The organism is Brachyspira aalborgi (assembly GCF_008016455.1).
Lineage (GTDB): Bacteria > Spirochaetota > Brachyspiria > Brachyspirales > Brachyspiraceae > Brachyspira > Brachyspira aalborgi.
The window spans coordinates 1,363,947-1,380,455 of the sequence record NZ_SAXU01000001.1; the positions used below are offsets into that span (position 1 = coordinate 1,363,947).

11 protein-coding genes and 1 pseudogene are annotated in these 16,509 nt (G+C 27.8%); 6 read left to right on the top strand and 6 right to left on the bottom strand.

Going from position 1 to position 16,509, the window contains the following annotated elements; all coding sequences use genetic code 11:
* Positions 1-47: 47 nt before the first annotated feature.
* On the bottom strand, positions 48-2,924 hold the full coding sequence (locus EPJ79_RS06130; RefSeq protein WP_147738823.1) for a methyl-accepting chemotaxis protein: 2,877 nt from the start codon (positions 2,922-2,924) through the stop codon (positions 48-50).
* A gap of 319 nt (positions 2,925-3,243) precedes the next feature.
* Between EPJ79_RS06130 and EPJ79_RS06135 the strand changes: the two genes are divergently transcribed.
* Positions 3,244-4,707: a glycosyltransferase 61 family protein gene (locus tag EPJ79_RS06135; protein ID WP_147738824.1), complete on the top strand. Its 1,464-nt coding sequence runs from the start codon at positions 3,244-3,246 to the stop codon at positions 4,705-4,707.
* 3 nt (positions 4,708-4,710) lie between these two features.
* On the opposite strand, the gene EPJ79_RS06140 is transcribed toward EPJ79_RS06135, so the two are convergent.
* Together EPJ79_RS06140 and EPJ79_RS06145 are read right to left on the bottom strand one after the other, a co-directional pair.
* The gene (locus EPJ79_RS06140; RefSeq protein ID WP_147738825.1) at positions 4,711-5,673 is read right to left on the bottom strand and encodes a hypothetical protein; all 963 of its coding nucleotides are present in this window, start codon (positions 5,671-5,673) and stop codon (positions 4,711-4,713) included.
* Complete coding sequence (locus EPJ79_RS06145; RefSeq protein ID WP_147738826.1) at positions 5,627-5,875, bottom strand: radical SAM family protein; 249 nt, start codon at positions 5,873-5,875, stop codon at positions 5,627-5,629. Before EPJ79_RS06145 ends, EPJ79_RS06140 begins: the two co-directional genes overlap by 47 nt.
* A gap of 480 nt (positions 5,876-6,355) precedes the next feature.
* Between EPJ79_RS06145 and EPJ79_RS11725 the strand changes: the two genes are divergently transcribed.
* The 4 genes from EPJ79_RS11725 (at position 6,356) to EPJ79_RS06160 (ending at position 8,568) form a co-directional block, all read left to right on the top strand.
* Positions 6,356-6,721: an AAA family ATPase gene (locus EPJ79_RS11725; RefSeq protein WP_208745256.1), complete on the top strand. Its 366-nt coding sequence runs from the start codon at positions 6,356-6,358 to the stop codon at positions 6,719-6,721.
* A 275-nt stretch (positions 6,722-6,996) separates the two neighbouring features.
* Positions 6,997-7,485, top strand: a complete 489-nt coding sequence (locus EPJ79_RS11730; protein ID WP_338134185.1) for an AAA family ATPase — start codon at positions 6,997-6,999, stop codon at positions 7,483-7,485.
* Between the two features lie 52 nt (positions 7,486-7,537).
* Complete coding sequence (locus EPJ79_RS11735; protein WP_208745257.1) at positions 7,538-8,011, top strand: hypothetical protein; 474 nt, start codon at positions 7,538-7,540, stop codon at positions 8,009-8,011.
* A 350-nt stretch (positions 8,012-8,361) separates the two neighbouring features.
* Positions 8,362-8,568, top strand: coding sequence for a hypothetical protein (locus EPJ79_RS06160; protein ID WP_244289077.1), 207 nt, complete (start codon positions 8,362-8,364; stop codon positions 8,566-8,568).
* 1 nt (position 8,569) lies between these two features.
* On the opposite strand, the gene eda is transcribed toward EPJ79_RS06160, so the two are convergent.
* The 3 genes and pseudogenes from eda to EPJ79_RS06175 form a co-directional block, all read right to left on the bottom strand.
* A complete protein-coding gene (gene eda, locus EPJ79_RS06165; RefSeq protein WP_147738828.1) occupies positions 8,570-9,190 on the bottom strand; it encodes a bifunctional 4-hydroxy-2-oxoglutarate aldolase/2-dehydro-3-deoxy-phosphogluconate aldolase in 621 nt (206 codons plus the stop codon).
* 36 nt (positions 9,191-9,226) lie between these two features.
* Positions 9,227-10,710, bottom strand: a pseudogene (locus EPJ79_RS06170) (UxaA family hydrolase).
* 25 nt (positions 10,711-10,735) lie between these two features.
* The gene (locus tag EPJ79_RS06175; protein ID WP_147738829.1) at positions 10,736-11,806 is read right to left on the bottom strand and encodes a mannitol dehydrogenase family protein; all 1,071 of its coding nucleotides are present in this window, start codon (positions 11,804-11,806) and stop codon (positions 10,736-10,738) included.
* A gap of 192 nt (positions 11,807-11,998) precedes the next feature.
* Between EPJ79_RS06175 and gltB the strand changes: the two genes are divergently transcribed.
* Positions 11,999-16,507 carry a glutamate synthase large subunit gene (gene gltB, locus EPJ79_RS06180; RefSeq protein WP_147738830.1) on the top strand — a complete coding sequence of 1,503 codons (4,509 nt, stop codon included), beginning with the start codon at positions 11,999-12,001 and terminating at the stop codon, positions 16,505-16,507.
* Positions 16,508-16,509 lie beyond the last annotated feature (2 nt).

Sequence of the window (16,509 nt, forward strand, 5' to 3'; positions counted from 1 at the left end):
ATTGTTATTTGATTTGAGTCTATTTTGAAAATAATTAATTTTTAACTTTACCAAGTAACAATATATTCCGTGTAAATATATCCTTTGCTTATAGATTCCGTAATTGCAACTTCCGAACTGTTAGGATATTTTTGTCTGAATATATTTCCAATCATTTCATAATAATAATTTTCTATTGTCAAATCATAATTAGAAAAATAATGCAAATGATAAATAACTTTTCTTTTTTCTATTTTAACTATTTCAATATTAATGTTTTTAAATATTTTTTTATTAAAATTAATAATTACTTTCGCTAAAGATTTTCCGCTCAAAAATCTTATTGAAAATTTCTTAAATGAGCTTAATTGATTAAAATCATATTTCGCCTTATCCGTAATCGCATTTTTTGAACCTTTATAAAAATCTTCGTTAATAACATTTATTGGAATTGTAAACGCGGAAGAGAGTCCAAATCTTTTAATATATTTCGCTTTTTTAATATCAATGTATATTAATTTAGATTCTTCGGATATTTTTTCAAGTAAATTATTGAAATTATCTTTTCCTACGATATTTATCATATAACTATACATATTTTTTATAAATTTAAATGTGGCGAATGCATTTTCTCCAATATTTATTTTGTTTTTTAAAGTTTCGTCAAAATCTATAGAATCGTAATAAGTCGAGGTTTCCTCCAAATTATCTCCGACTTTAGAAATCTCTTCAATATCTTTTACTAAATTAAACATATTCGATATATTTTCGTCCATGCCTTTTGTTTTTAAGACTATATCGTTAGAATCCTCCGATACTCTTCTAATGGCGTCTCCGTTATTAATCGATAATTCGGATAATTTTGATAAATCGGTTAAATCCGCGTATAATTTATTATGGAATAATGTATATTGTTCTCTTATATCTTTAATCGCATCGTATAAAATTGTTATAGAAGATATTATTTCTTTGCTTGAAGAAGATTTTTCATCGGTAATTTCTTTTAATTTATTCATATTTTCTTCAAAACTTTGAGTTTTAGAAAATATATCGTCTATGGCGGAAATTCTTTCTTCTATGCTTGATGTTATTAAATCAAATTGTTTTTCCATACCTCTAATAATATTTCCTGCATTTTCAGATTGAGTATTTGTTATAACCGCTAATTTTCTTATCTCTTCCGAAATAATACTAAATCCTTTTCCTTGCTCTCCCGCATGAGCGGCTTCTATAGCAGCGTTCATAGCGAGCATATTCGTTTGTTGAGATGTGTCGATAGTAGAGTTGACAAAATCGGTAATTCCGCGCATTGAAGAGACAAGATTTTTTACGGCATTCTCCGTTTTTAATATTCTATCTTTGCTGCTTTTAGCTAAAGTAATTACTTGTTCCGTTTCATCTTTAACTTTAGATATTGACGAAGAAACTTTATCTATATCTAATTGCATATTTGAAGAAGTCGAATAAATTTTACTAAAATTTTCTAATTGATTATCAATTTTATTTTGAAGAGTTTTTGCCGTATTTCCTACTAAATTTAAATCCGTCAAACTATCGGATATAATTTTATTTATTTCCAAACTGCTATTTTCAATTTCTTTAATTTCGTTTTCCTGCTTTTGCGCGTTATCTACTATTAATTTAGATGTTTCAATCATAGAGGAAGAAATTTTTGATATATCATTAACTTTATCGTTAAGAGAATTATTCTGTTCTTTTGAAAGCTTTATTGTTTTAGCGCCGCTTGAAAAAATATATTGAACCATATGCTGATATATATTTATCCAATTACTTATATCTCCAAAAGCGTCTTTAGAAGTTATTTTAGTCGTATTTATAAATATATTATGATTAAAAACTCCCTCTTCAAGTTCGGAAGATATTTTTTTTAAAGGTTTTAAAGATATTGGAATCGCTATATTAAGAATAATAATTATTATAAGAATCGATATTATAAAAATTGCGATTAATATTTTATTAATATTATTAAACGAATCTGAAAAATAATTTTGCGGAACAAACATAAGAAAATTATAATTCTCGCTATCAAGTTGTTTTGTAAATAAAGTATAATTATTTTTTTCAACTTTATAATTTTCTATCATTCTTGAATTTGTATAAAAACCTATATTATCCGAAATATATTTTGCTATTGGGATTTCAGATAAGTCTCTTAATATATAATCCGAATTTTTATGATAAATTATTTTTCCGTTTCTATTATCAAAAATTATAGGATTAAATCTATTATCTTTTTTAATAATTTCCTCTATCATTTGATAAGCTATATCAAGCGAAATATCGGAAACCGCCACTCCTATAGCATCTCCGTTAATACTCGAATATATAGGCGAAGACACGGAAATAATTTTTTGAGTTCCATATATTTCTTTTGAATACGGACTCGAATAATATACATTTCTTGGTCTCTTTCTTTCTCTATTCCAGTTTTCAGGAAGAGCGATTCTATAAAATTCTTGATTTATATAATTATTTTCGTTTAATCTTTCGCCCATAGCTTCAGTAGATTGTCTTCCGTCATTTAAATCGTATAGATACAAAGAATGCAATCCTCTTAAATTAATGTTTGTAATATTTGGTTCAAAATATATTCCGTTTGCCGTTACATAATGCAAATATGTTTGCGATTTGTGAAAGTTATAAATCGCGCTTCTTAAATTTCCATGAACATTATTAATAATTCCCGCAGAATATAAACCGTAAGACATACTCGCTATATCCGATAAAGCTACCGCTCCGACTCCAGCGGAATTAAATATTGAATTAAAATTATATATTATATCGTTAAAATAATTTTCAGACTTTGCCATTGCCGTTTCATAAAATATTTTTTTATTAGATTTTGTATTCATAAAAACGGCGGGCAATAAAGCCAAAATTACTACTATTATTACTAAAAAAAGAATCTTATTTTTAAAACTCATATAAAAACCTTATTTCTAATTTTACCAAAAATTATTACTTATATTTTCGGTTATTTGATTTATATTATACATTATTTACAAAAATTTGAAAATAACTTAAATTCTAATTTTTAATAATATTTATTTAAATATTAATAGAAATATAAAGTTAAAGAAGTATCACAAACGGAGATAAAATAATTCTGCTAACGCTTAATAAATTTTGTATTTATTTTTTTGTAATTTTTCCTAATGATTTTTAATTTATTATATTATGCAGTCTTGACATTTATTATTTATATAAATATAATGTATAGAAAATTATAATTTAGAGTTTAAAATGGATATATCAATATACGCTTCTGAAGATACAAAAAAATACATTATGGACGGTATTCAATTTTTTTCCAATTCGATTAAAAGCGATGATTTAGATGTAGCTTATCTTGAAAATGGCATTATAATTCCTATTGAAAACCCGTTTAGTACAAAAGGAGTAGGGGGGGTCGTAGATGAAAAAGGAAAAATACATGACTATTCTTTAAGGAATCATATAAGTTTTACAGTTGATTATACTAGTAAACCGTCTCCAAATAATTACTACGGCGCTAATCCAGATACGAACTTAAAAAATGTAAAATATGTAGATGAAGAAATAATGTTTTTAGGTATCGGTTTTTCTCAAAGAGACTACGGACATACCATATTAGAATCTTTGAGCAGGTTATGGTATTTATTGGATAAGGATGCATCAAAATATAAAGTAGCTTTACTGTCTCCTCCATCAAAAGATTGTATAGATTTATTATTATTATTTGGAATTGTAGAAGAAAATATAATAACAATAACAGAACCTACAAAATATAGAAATGTTATTATTCCACAAAATTCAATAGCAATTTATTGCTATTTTAATATTAAATTTAAAGAAATAATAGATAGAATAAAAGATAAAATCGAACCGTATAACTTTGAAAAAGTATATTTTTCAAGGAAACATATTCATTATAAAAGAACTTTACATGAAAAGCCATTACAAGATGTTTTTATAAATAACGGTTATAAAATATTTTATCCTGAAAAATTATCCGTAAAAGAAAAGATAGCTATAGTTAAAGGTTGTAAATATTATGCAGGCTTAAATGGAACAAACATAGTTCATAGTATATTTGCTAAAGAAGGAGCAAATATTATATGCCTTTTAAGATGTAATGAAGAGCCATATGAATCCTACTTTAATATGAATAATAATAATATAATATGTGTTACCTCGAACAACCTATCGTTACCTATCGGTGGATGGGCAGGACCTTATATAGTTTGTGGCAATGAATATTTATTTAAATTTTTTGACGACTATAATTTTAGATATAATAAAAAATCATTTCTATATAATAATTATCAAATATTGGATTATATATTCGTATGGAGTCAAATTTATAAAGAAGCTTTAGCAAAAGGAGTTTATAATACAATTGAAATGAGCAATGAGCAAATAGCCGATAATATTGTTAAAATTTATTATAATTACATGAAAGAAAATACATTGTCTAAAAATACGCTCTTTTATATAGGTATTACTACTGAAGTTGGAAATGTAAATTATAATAATTATTTTGAAATCGTAATATTCGGAATTAGAATAATAAAAATAAATTTGAATAAATATGGTATACTTAAAAAAATATCTTGGTGGATACCGATTAGAAAGTTAAGAGATAACTTTAGAAATAAAATTGTATACTCTCAAGTCTCGAACGATGAATATAAAAACTATTTTATTGATAAAATATTAAACAAATAATATTTATAAGAATTTGCTTCTAAAATTATCTCTCAACTTTTTAACGGGTATCCACCATGCCAAAGAATCAATTATTTTATCCATATTTTTATTTAAACTACATATTTTATTATATAAATAAGAAGCAGGAAGTATTTTTTCTATATAATTAGAAATACATTTTTTAGCTTTTAAACTATCAAGATATTTTGGGGCATAATTATTAACTCGACAATCGCATCTAATCAAAGAGCATTTAATATACTGTATTAATTTAAAATAATCTAAGTTTTCTTTATAAATATTACCTATAATTGGAGATATAGAACATTCAGTTCCTCGATAATATCCTTGAGCATTAATTGAAATAGTATTTACTCCCTGGACGCAATAAAAATTTTCAAAATTTTTCATATCTTTTTCTACCGCAATCCTATGAGGAATATATACGCTTTCATTATCATCAAAAACATATCTTGTATTATAATCTTGCAAATAATCTGGAATATATCCTTTATAACTATTGTATTTTTCTATCTCTTCAAAATGCTTATTAGCTTTGTAAAACCAATTTATATCTTCATCCGTATATCTCTTATCTAAACCTAAACCTTCATCATCGTAAATAAGTGCTAAATCTAATCCAAAATAGTATTGTTTTCTTAAATTAAGTAAATGTTCATAAAATTCTAAACATCTATCTTTTAAAGATGGATTCAACATTAGAGAAAACATAGTATATTTGTTATAATTATTAGAACATTGTATTATCTCTTTTATATGGTTTATATTTGCATATTCTAAATGTATAGAAAAATTTAAATAAAAGTTATTTTTAGAAAATAATTTTGAAAAGAAATCCTTATTTTTATGCCCATTAGAATATAAATAGATATATGCATCTTTATTTTTTAATATGTATTCGACTAATTGAGTAAAATTAGGATGAATGGTAGGCTCCCCCCCCCCCCGAAAACATAAATACATATTTATCTTTTCTTATTTCAAAAATTTTATCAACAGTGTCAATTAATAAAGGTAGTTTAGTAAATTCAATACTTTTTTGAATATGAGGCGCATGGGATATGCAGTAAGAACAATTATAGTTGCAAAAATCCGTTGGAAACCAATGTATAATCATTTGTTTTAAGTCGGTATTTCCATGTTGACAATATTTTTTATTTATCATTTATTAATCTCCATATAGTTTTTCTATTTTTTTTATTATAACCTATTTCATGAAGAATATCAAGCAAAAATAAATCTTAATAATAATCAATTAGCCTCTTTATAACTTATGATAAAATATCTCTTTAATATAAGGATTAAGCCATTCTTTTTCGTCAGATTGAATTCTGTTTCGCATTTCATAATAGTATGGAGCTTTTAATCGAGGTATATCGCCCCAAGTTAAAAATGCATGTTTATTAATGCATGATGGTATATATTTGACAATATTCTTTAACTTTATAGTTTAGGCATCTTAAAATATATTTTTTTAAAAATCTTTGAGTTATATGCGCTATTTTATGATTAGTGTTTTATTACATTCTTACTTACTTAATAAAAGATATTTTATAGATATTGCCGTAATTTTTTTACGGAACAGCTTGACTTTTTTTATCATAATAGCCGATAATATAACTAATATATTTTGAGATTTTTAATAATGCTTAAATCAATTACGGTGGGTAATTTCAGAGCTTTTAGCGAAAAAGTTACGCTTGATTTTTCAGAAGTTGGTAAATACGATTTTAATACGGAAGCAATAAAAAATGGGCTTGTAAAAACAGCAATAATGTATGGTAAAAACGCTGGCGGTAAATCATCAATTGCGTATGCAATATTTGATATAGTTTCAAATTTGACAGATAAATTTATGGGCATATCGCATGATGAAAATTATAAAAATGCATTTAATATGGAACAGCCAGTTACATTTGAATATAATTTTAAATTTAGAGATAAAGAAGTTAAATATATATATATGAAAAGTCAGATTTCGAGACATTCTTGTCAGAATCATTATCAATAGACGATAAAATTGTAATTAATTATTATAAAGATGATTTGAACACTGCTTTTGAGGTTTATTTGAAAGGAACAGAAAATTTGCAAAAGGATTTGAAAGAATCTAAAATTTCAGCCGTTAAGTGGGTTAATAGGAATAGCGTTCTTAAAAATACGGAAGAGAACAAAATTTTTAAAGAATTCATTAGTTTTGTGTATAGGATGTTACTTTTTTGGTCGCTTTAATATAGGCCTTTTGTAGAATATGTCACAGATAGACAAATTCTTATTAATGAAATTATAAAACTTGTACATTTTGAAGATTTTAACTCTTTTTTTAAGGAAGCTGGTATAGAGGATGAATTTGACTATCAGATAATCAATGAAAAAACACAACTTTTAGTAAAATATGGAGATAAAACTTTACCATTTGGAAGAGTAAAATCATCTGGTATGAGTTCGCTTCTGCTTGTATATTTTTGGTTGCAAGATTTACTTATTAATAAGAATAATGATAAAAGTCCGTCTTTTATATGTATTGACGAATTTGACGCTTTTTATCATTTTGAGCTTTCTCGTTTTATTATAGAAAAATTAAAAAAATGCAACTGCCAAGTTTTACTTACTACGCATAATACCGCTTTGCTAACAAACGATATTTTGCGTCCAGACTGCTATTATATATGCTCTAAAAAAGAAATTGTAAATGTAAACAATGCAACAGAAAAAGAACTTAGACAAGGACATAATCTTGAAAAACTGTATCGGGGTGGAACATTTGGTTTATAAAAATGAGAAGATTCTCTTTATTTTTTAGGGTAAAAAAATAGAACCATATATAATGCAAATAATAAAAGAGTTATATTTCAAAGATGATAAATATATTTTTATTTCGTATTGTAGTAATATACAATCTCTTTTTAATGAGTTAAATAAAGATGACGATTTAGATTTGGTAGGATTATTAAAAGAAAAAGAAAGAGAATATTTTAAAAAAAAGAAGAAAAAACATTCAAAACTTGAAAAAAAATTAGAAAAATGCAATCGTGATGAATTTTCGGAAATATATCTCTTCTTCGACTATGATATAAAAAAGCCTGATAAATATAATAAAGACAGTTTGGAAACTCAAAATGAAAAAATAAAAGAAATGTTAGAATTATTTGACGATGAAACGGGAAATGGCAAACTATATATAAATTACCCTATGGTTGAATCAATTAGATATTTTAAAAAAGAATTGCCAGATGAAAATTACTATACTTATACTATAAATTTATTTATTGGAAAAGAGTTTATAAAGAAAGGCTCATAATTTTTCGCATTATAAAAACTTGGACTTTATTACAAGTAAAGATAAAAATCAACAATCAAATTGGAAACATATAATAGATTTAAATATTAAAAAAGCAAATCATATTTGTTCGGACTTAAATGAATTACCAAGTAAAAAAATATCTATAAACCAACAAGAAATTTTTAAAAATCAGTTATCAAAATATGTTTCTAAAAATAAAATAGCAATTTTAAACAGTTTTCCGTTATTTTTATATGAATATTTTCCTATCAATTATTTTAAATAAAAAATAATAATTTTTTGAGCAATTAGAAAAAGCGATTAAAAGAAAAGATATTATAAGCGTTAATCATAGAATTACGGCGATATTGTCATCATACTTCGATATTTTATTTGCATTAAATAAAGAACTTCATCCAGGCGAAAAGAAGTTAATTAAATACGCTCATAAATTATGCAAGTCGCTTCCTAAAAATTTTGACAACGATATTGAAAATATAATTAATAGCAAATTAAACAAAAATATTTTAGATAATGTCGATAAATTAATTGAAAATCTTAAAAAAATTATTTAATTTATTTTATTAATTCGCTCGCTTTTTTGAATCTATTTTTCATTTCAGTCCAATTTTTTTCTTTCAAAATATCTCTCGAACATAACCATGAACCTCCGCATGCAAATACATTTGGCTGTTTTAAATATTCTAAAACATTATTTATACTTACTCCGCCTAAAGGCATAAATTTAACTCCCGTATGAGAGTAAACCGCTCCGACTCCTTTAAGCCATTCTATTCCTCCGAAAACTCCTGCGTGAAAAAACTTCAAATATTTATGTCCGTAAGAAAGGCATTGCTCTATTTCAGAAGGCGTGGCGACTCCAGGTATATAATCGTAACTTTTATTTTTAGCGTATTCCAGCATATTAGGTTGAAATCCAGGACTTATTATAATATTCGTTCCCAAGTCTAATATTTTATCTACTTGTTCTTTAGATATTACCGTAGCCGCCGCTCTTGGCAAATCAGGATAATATTTAGAAAGAATTTCAAGAGCCTTATAAGAATATTCCGTTCTCATTGTAAGCTCGATTGCAGGCAAATATTCGCTTGACAAATCGGCTATATTTCTTATTTCTTCTTCCGTTTCAACTACGGCAACGGGAATTATTTTTGTGGATATATATTTTTTGAACATAAATTTAACTCCTTTTTAGACATTATATTAATTATTTTATAATATTATTCCATCTCTAAAAATTGATATTTCTCTATATCCGTTTTTTTCATTTTTTGTTTGTATTTTACCAGAAGCGACATTTATTACAAGCTCAAATAATTCGTTTACTATATCGTTAACGGGCATATTTTCCAATATTCTTCCAGCGTTAAAATCTATCCAGTTATTTTTCTTTTTGTATATATTTGAGTTTGAAGATATTTTCAATGTCGGAACTATAGAGCCGAAAGGAGTTCCTCTTCCCGTAGTAAATAATATAATATTTGTGCCGCTTGCAGTTAAATTTGTGCATGAAACTTGGTCGTTTCCAGAGCCTTTTAAAATATTAAGTCCGTTTTTAGAAATATATTCTCCATAATCTAAAATATCTTCTATAGTAGAAGTTCCGCCTTTTTGAACGCAACCTAAAGATTTTTCTTCAAGCGTAGATATTCCACCTTTTTTATTCCAGGAGACGGATTTTCGTATATTGTCGCTCCATATTTTTTAAAATAATTTTTATAATCGTTAATAAGACTAACCAATTCGTTAAATATTTTTTTATTTGCCGCTCTCGACATAAGTATTGTTTCCGCTCCAAACATTTCTGGAGTTTCCGTTAATATTGAACTACCACCATTATTTATAAAAATATTATTTAATTTACCACATACTACATTTGCCGTTATACCAGAAAAAGCGTCACTTCCGCCGCATTTAAATCCTATAGTCAAATATTTTATAGGGATTTTTTCTCTATTAAAAGAAGAAGCGTATTTTGTAAGCTCGTCTAAATATTTCATGCCTTCTTCATATTCGTCTTCAACATCTTGAGTTATTAAAAATCTTATTTTATTTTCGTCTATTCCTTTAAGAAAAGGTTTAAATACATCCAAATTATTATTTTCGCATCCAAGACTTACTATTAAAACTCCTCCAGCATTAGGATTTTTTATTATTCCCGATAATAATTTTTGGGTAATAATTTGGTCATCTCCAGTTTGACTGCATCCCATATTATGAGTATAAGCGAATATTCCATCGCATCTGTCTCCAAATTTTTTTGAAGCCATATTTTCAAGCGTCTTTACGGTATTATTTACGCATCCAACGGTTGGTATAATCCAAACTTCGTTTCTTGTTCCTACTTTTCCATCGACTCTTTTATATCCGTCAAAAAATATATTGTCGTCAGTTTTAATATTATTTTTTGTATTAATCGGATTATATTGATATTCTATTATATCGTTAAGATTTGTATGCAAATTATGAGTATGGACATGTTCGCCTTCTTTTATATCATTTTTAGCATAACCTATAGGAAAACCATATTTAATAATATTTTCTCCTTTTGAAATATTTTTTAAAGCTACTTTATGCCCAAAAGGAATATCATTTAAAATTATAATGCCGTTATGCGTTTCTCCCGATTTTATTTCATGCAATGCAACCGCAACATTATCTTTTTCGTTTATTGTTATTAAAGAAATATCTTTCATATATTAGTCCCGTTAATTAAGAATTTCAGATAATACTTTTTTTATATTTTTCAATTTTGCAAATATTTTTAAATACATTTTCTTCGAGATATTTAATTTCTGTAAGGTTAAAACTGTTCCATAATTCTTTTTTTGATAAAATTTTATGAGTCAAGGATTCTATATTCCCGCTATTCCATTCAAAGTTTAATAAAGAGAAAAAATTAATATTTTCTTTAGTATCTCTTATTTTATATTTTTCTTTGCTTTCTCGCTCTCCGATAAAATCTCCGTTTACAAATTCACCTTTGTAAAATCTTATAAAAGACGCTAAAGAAAAAGACAATAATTTTGGGTATTCGTTTTTTATTTTAATATAATCCAATATTGTAGGCAAACATCTTGCTGCAAATTTTGAACATGAGTTTAAAGATATATCAAGTAAATAATGTTTTAAATAAGGATTTTCAAATCTTTCAATTACATTATTAGCAAAATTAATGGCGTCTTTATTATATTCAAGAGTTAATAATATTTCATCTTGCAATAATCTTTTTACATATTCTCTAAATATATTATCTTTCATAAAATCTAAAACAATATCAAATCCGCATAGATAAGCGGGCAACGATACCGAAGTATGAATTCCGTTTAATATTCTCACTTTCATTTTCTTGTAAGGTTTTACATCGTTTGTCCATATAATATTATCGTTTTCTATAGGAAAAAATTTTTTAAATTCGGTTTTCGCTTCTATAACAAATAAATAAAAAGGCTCCGCTACAGTCATGAATTTATCTTCGTATCCAAGTTTTTCTTCAAATTTATTAATCTCGTCTTTAGGATATCCCGTAACTATTCTATCAACCAGAGTATTTGCTATGCATACAAAATTGTTAATCCAATCTATAAATTCAGAATCTAATTTCCAAAGTTCAATATATTTTAAAATTATCTCTTTTAATTTATCTCCGTTATCGTCAATCAATTCCAAAGGCATTATTAGTAATTTAGCTTTTTCTTTATTTCCTATGGTTTTAAATCTTTCATAAAGTCTCTCGTTATCGATTGACGAAAGTCTTAACATAATCTCTCCAAATCCTACTATATAAGACATAAATATCTCCTTAAATAATATATTATTTATTGATATACTACTATTTTAGTAAATTAATTAATATTTGTCAAATAAAAATATTTATTATTAGATTATTGAATTTATAAAAACTTAATGATAAAATATATAGCAAATTATTATTAATAGTATTATTTAAATTATAGTTTTTTAAGATTTTTTAAGGAGAATAAAATGAAATTAATTCCAAATTCTAATAAATATAAAGAATTTTCTAAAGGACTTTATGAACCTCGTTTTGAACATGACGCTTGCGGAATTGGAGCGATTGCGAATATTAAAGGAATTGCAAGCCATAAAATAATTTGCGATGCTTTGGAAATTTTAATGCAACTTGAACATAGAGGCGGAACGGGAAGCGAAGAAAATACGGGCGATGGAGCGGGAATACTTATACAAATTCCTCATGATTTTTTTTCTACTCAAGAGCTTGATTTTGAACTTCCTAAAAAAGGAGATTATGCCGTAGCTTTTATATTTTTATCTCCTAATTCTGAAGCTAAAGAAAAAGGAAAAAAAATATTTTTAGAAGGATTAAAAGAAAAAGGATTAGAATTTTTAGGCTTTAGAGAAGTTCCCGTAAACTCAAGCGATATAGGAAAAACCGCGCTTAAAGCTATGCCATATTTTTTGCAGGCTTTCGTAAAAAAGCCTAAAAATATTAAAGCGGGATTAGATTTTGAAAGAATTATTTATTCGGCTAGAAGAATAATTGAAAAAAAAGCTTCAAATGTCAGCAAGTTTTATATTTGTTCTTTTTCTTCTCGAACTATAGTTTATAAAGGAATGTTAATTTCGACTCAATTAAGCGATTTCTATATTGATTTTAAAGATATAAATATGAAGTCGGCTATAGCTTTAGTTCATTCAAGATTTTCAACGAATACTTTTCCAAGTTGGGAACGCGCTCATCCAAATCGCTATATGATTCATAACGGAGAGATAAATACGATTAGAGGAAATGTTGATTCTATAATAGCAAGAGAAGGACTTTTTAAGAGCGATTATTTTGAAGACTTAAAAGAAATTTTTCCCGTAATAGCAAACGAAAGCAGCGATTCGGCAATGTTTGACAATACTTTGGAATTTTTAGCTTTAAATGGCAGAAGTCTTGAAGAGGCTTTTATGATGATGATACCCGAACCTTGGCATAGAAATAAAAATATGCATCCTAAAAAAAGAGCGTTTTACGAATATAACTCAACTTTAATGGAGCCTTGGGACGGACCCGCCGCTATAATATTTACTGACGGCGAAGTTATGGGAGCGAGTCTTGATAGAAACGGTTTTCGTCCTTCAAGATATTATATTACCAACGATGATTTTTTAATTTTATCTTCCGAAACGGGAGCTTTAAAAATAGACGAAAGTAGAATTAAAGCAAAAAAGAGATTGGAGCCTGGAAAACTTTTGCTTGTCGACACTAAAAAAGGAAAATTAATTTCAGACGAAGAGATTAAACTTCATTATGCCAACGCTAAACCTTACGATAAATGGCTTAAAAATATGGTTCACTTGGAAGAAGTTTCAAGCAAAGGTTATAAACATAATTTTTTAGACGAAAAAGAAATTTTATGCCTTCAAAGAGTTTTTGCTTGGAATTATGACGAATTAAAATTAAGCGTTGAGGCTATGGCTTCAAACGGAAAGGAAATTTTAGCGGCTATGGGAGTCGATACGCCTTTAGCGGTTTTAAGCGAAAGTTATCAGCCTTTATTTAATTATTTCAAACAACTTTTTGCTCAAGTTACAAATCCGCCTCTCGATGCAATAAGAGAAGAGATAATAACTTCTACAAGAGTTTATTTGGGAAGCGAAGGAAATTTATTAAAACCAAATGCCAATAATTGTAAAAGAGTAGAACTTCATTATCCGATTATATCTAATGAAGAATTATATAAAATCAGAAATCTTAAAAATTTTAAAGTTAAGGAATTTTCTATTCTTTTTGAGGACGATAAAAAAACTTTAGAAGAGGCTTTAGAAGAGCTTTTTAAAAATGTTGAAAACGAAATTGAAAAAGGCGCTTCGATAATAATTTTAAGCGATATTGGAGTAAACGAAAAAAAATGTTATATTCCTTCTTTTATCGCCGTTGCAGGATTGCATAATCATTTGATTAGAAAAAACTTAAGAACGCATGCGAGTATAGTTATAAATACGGGAGAGGCGAGAGAGATTCATCATTTTGCATGTTTGCTTGGCTATGGAGCTACTGCAATTTGTCCTTATCTTGTTTACGAAAGCATTAACGATTTAATAAGAAAAGACGCTATAAAACTTGACTATAAAAAGGCAGAACAGAATTTCATAAAAGCAAGCATAGGCGGAATAGTAAAAATCGCTTCAAAAATGGGAATTTCCACTTTGCAAAGTTATAACGGAGCACAAATTTTTGAATGTTTAGGTTTGAGTAAAAAACTTGTAGATAAATATTTTTCAGACACAATAACTAGAATCGAAGGAATATACATTGAAGATATTAACGAAGAGCTTATTAATTTGCATAAAAAAACTTTTTCAAAACAAATAAGCGCTCTTGAGCCTAAAGGAATTCATGGATATAGAAGCGGAAGAGAAGAGCATATAATCGACCCTCTTGTAATATTTCATTTGCAGGAAGCTTGCAAACTTAAAGATTATAAATTATTTAAAAAATATTCTTCTTTAGTCGACAGTAAAATAATAAAATTAAGAGATTTAATGGAGTTTGACACAAGCGAAGCTATAAATATTGAAAGAGTAGAATCTGTAGAAAATATAATAAAAAGATTCAAAACGGGAGCTATGAGTTATGGCTCAATATCTAAAGAAGCTCATGAATGTATAGCAATAGCAATGAATAGACTCGGCGCAAAATCAAATTCGGGCGAAGGCGGAGAAGACGAAGAGAGATTTAAAATAGACGAAAACGGAGATAATAAATGTTCGGCTATAAAACAGGTTGCATCGGGAAGATTTGGAGTCGATATTAATTATTTGGTAAACGCTAAAGAAATTCAAATTAAAGTAGCACAAGGAGCTAAACCTGGAGAAGGCGGACAACTTATGGGTTTTAAAGTTTATCCTTGGATTGCAAAGGCAAGAAATTCTACGCCAGGAGTTACTCTTATATCGCCGCCGCCGCATCATGATATTTATTCGATTGAAGATTTGGCTCAATTAATTTACGATTTAAAAAATGCTAATAATAAAGCGAGAATATCTGTAAAACTTGTAAGCGAGGTTGGAGTAGGAACTATTGCGGCGGGAGTCGCTAAAGCTGGAGCAAATTGTATATTAATATCGGGTTATGACGGCGGAACGGGAGCGAGTCCGAGAACTTCAATACCAAATGCGGGAATGCCTTGGGAATTGGGACTTGCAGAAACTCATCAAACTTTAATTTTAAATAATTTAAGAGATAGAGTGAGAATAGAAACGGATGGAAAACTTATGACGGGAAGAGATTTGGCAATAGCGGCGCTTTTAGGAGCTGAAGAATTCGGATTTGCAACCGCTCCTCTTATGGCAATAGGTTGCACGATGATGAGAGTTTGTCATCTTAATACTTGTCCTTTTGGAATAGCGACTCAAGATACTACTTTAAGAGATAGATTTAAAGGTTCGCCTGAAAGAGTTGAAAATTTTATGCTTTTTGTAGCCGAAGAATTAAGAGAATATATGGCTAAACTTGGTTTTGAAAAATTGGACGATATGATTGGAAGAACGGATAAACTTTATCAAAAAAGAGATATTAAAGGAAAAGCCGCAAAAGTAAATTTGGATAGGATATTAAAATCGCTTCCGACTTATAATAAGACGGCGGAACATTTTAAAGATTTTAAAGACAATAAACTTGAAAAAACTATGGATTATAGAATATTGATTCCTCTTTGTCAAAACGCTCTTAAAAAAGGAAAAAATATTAAATTAAGTCTTGAAGTTAATAATCAAAGCAGGGCTTTTGCAACTATGCTTTCAAGCGAGATTACGAGAGATTACGGAAAAAATGCCCTTAAAGAAGATTGCATTCAAATTACGGCAACGGGAAACGCTGGAAACAGTTTCGGCGCTTTTTTATGCAAAGGAATAAAACTTGAAATTATAGGCGACACAAACGATTATTTGGGAAAAGGTTTAAGCGGCGGAAAAATAATAGCTAAAATTCCAACAACCGCGAAATTCAAAGCCGAAGAAAATATTATTTCGGGAAATGCATGTTTATACGGAGCTACAAGCGGAGAGGTTTATTTAGACGGAATAGCGGGAGAGAGATTTTGCGTTCGTAATTCTGGAGCTAAAGCCGTTGTTTTGGGAACGGGAGTTCATGGCTGCGAATATATGACGGGAGGATTGGTTGCAGTTTTGGGAGATATAGGCATGAATTTTGCAGCGGGAATGAGCGGAGGAGTCGCTTATATTTACGGAAGGCATAACGAGATAAATGTAAATTTGGAACTTGTCGATATTTTGGAATTAAGCAAAGAAGATGAAAACGAACTTAAGGCATTGATAAAAGAACATATAGATTTTACGGGTTCAAAAAGAGCGATAGAAATTTTAGCGAAATTCAAAGCGAAAAACTTTTTTAAGATTATGCCGAGAGATTATAAGAATATGCTTAATATGATAGAATCCTGCAAGGGAGAAGAAAATCCCGAGCTTGCTGCATTTTTGAAATTAAGCGAAAGTATGAAGTAAAA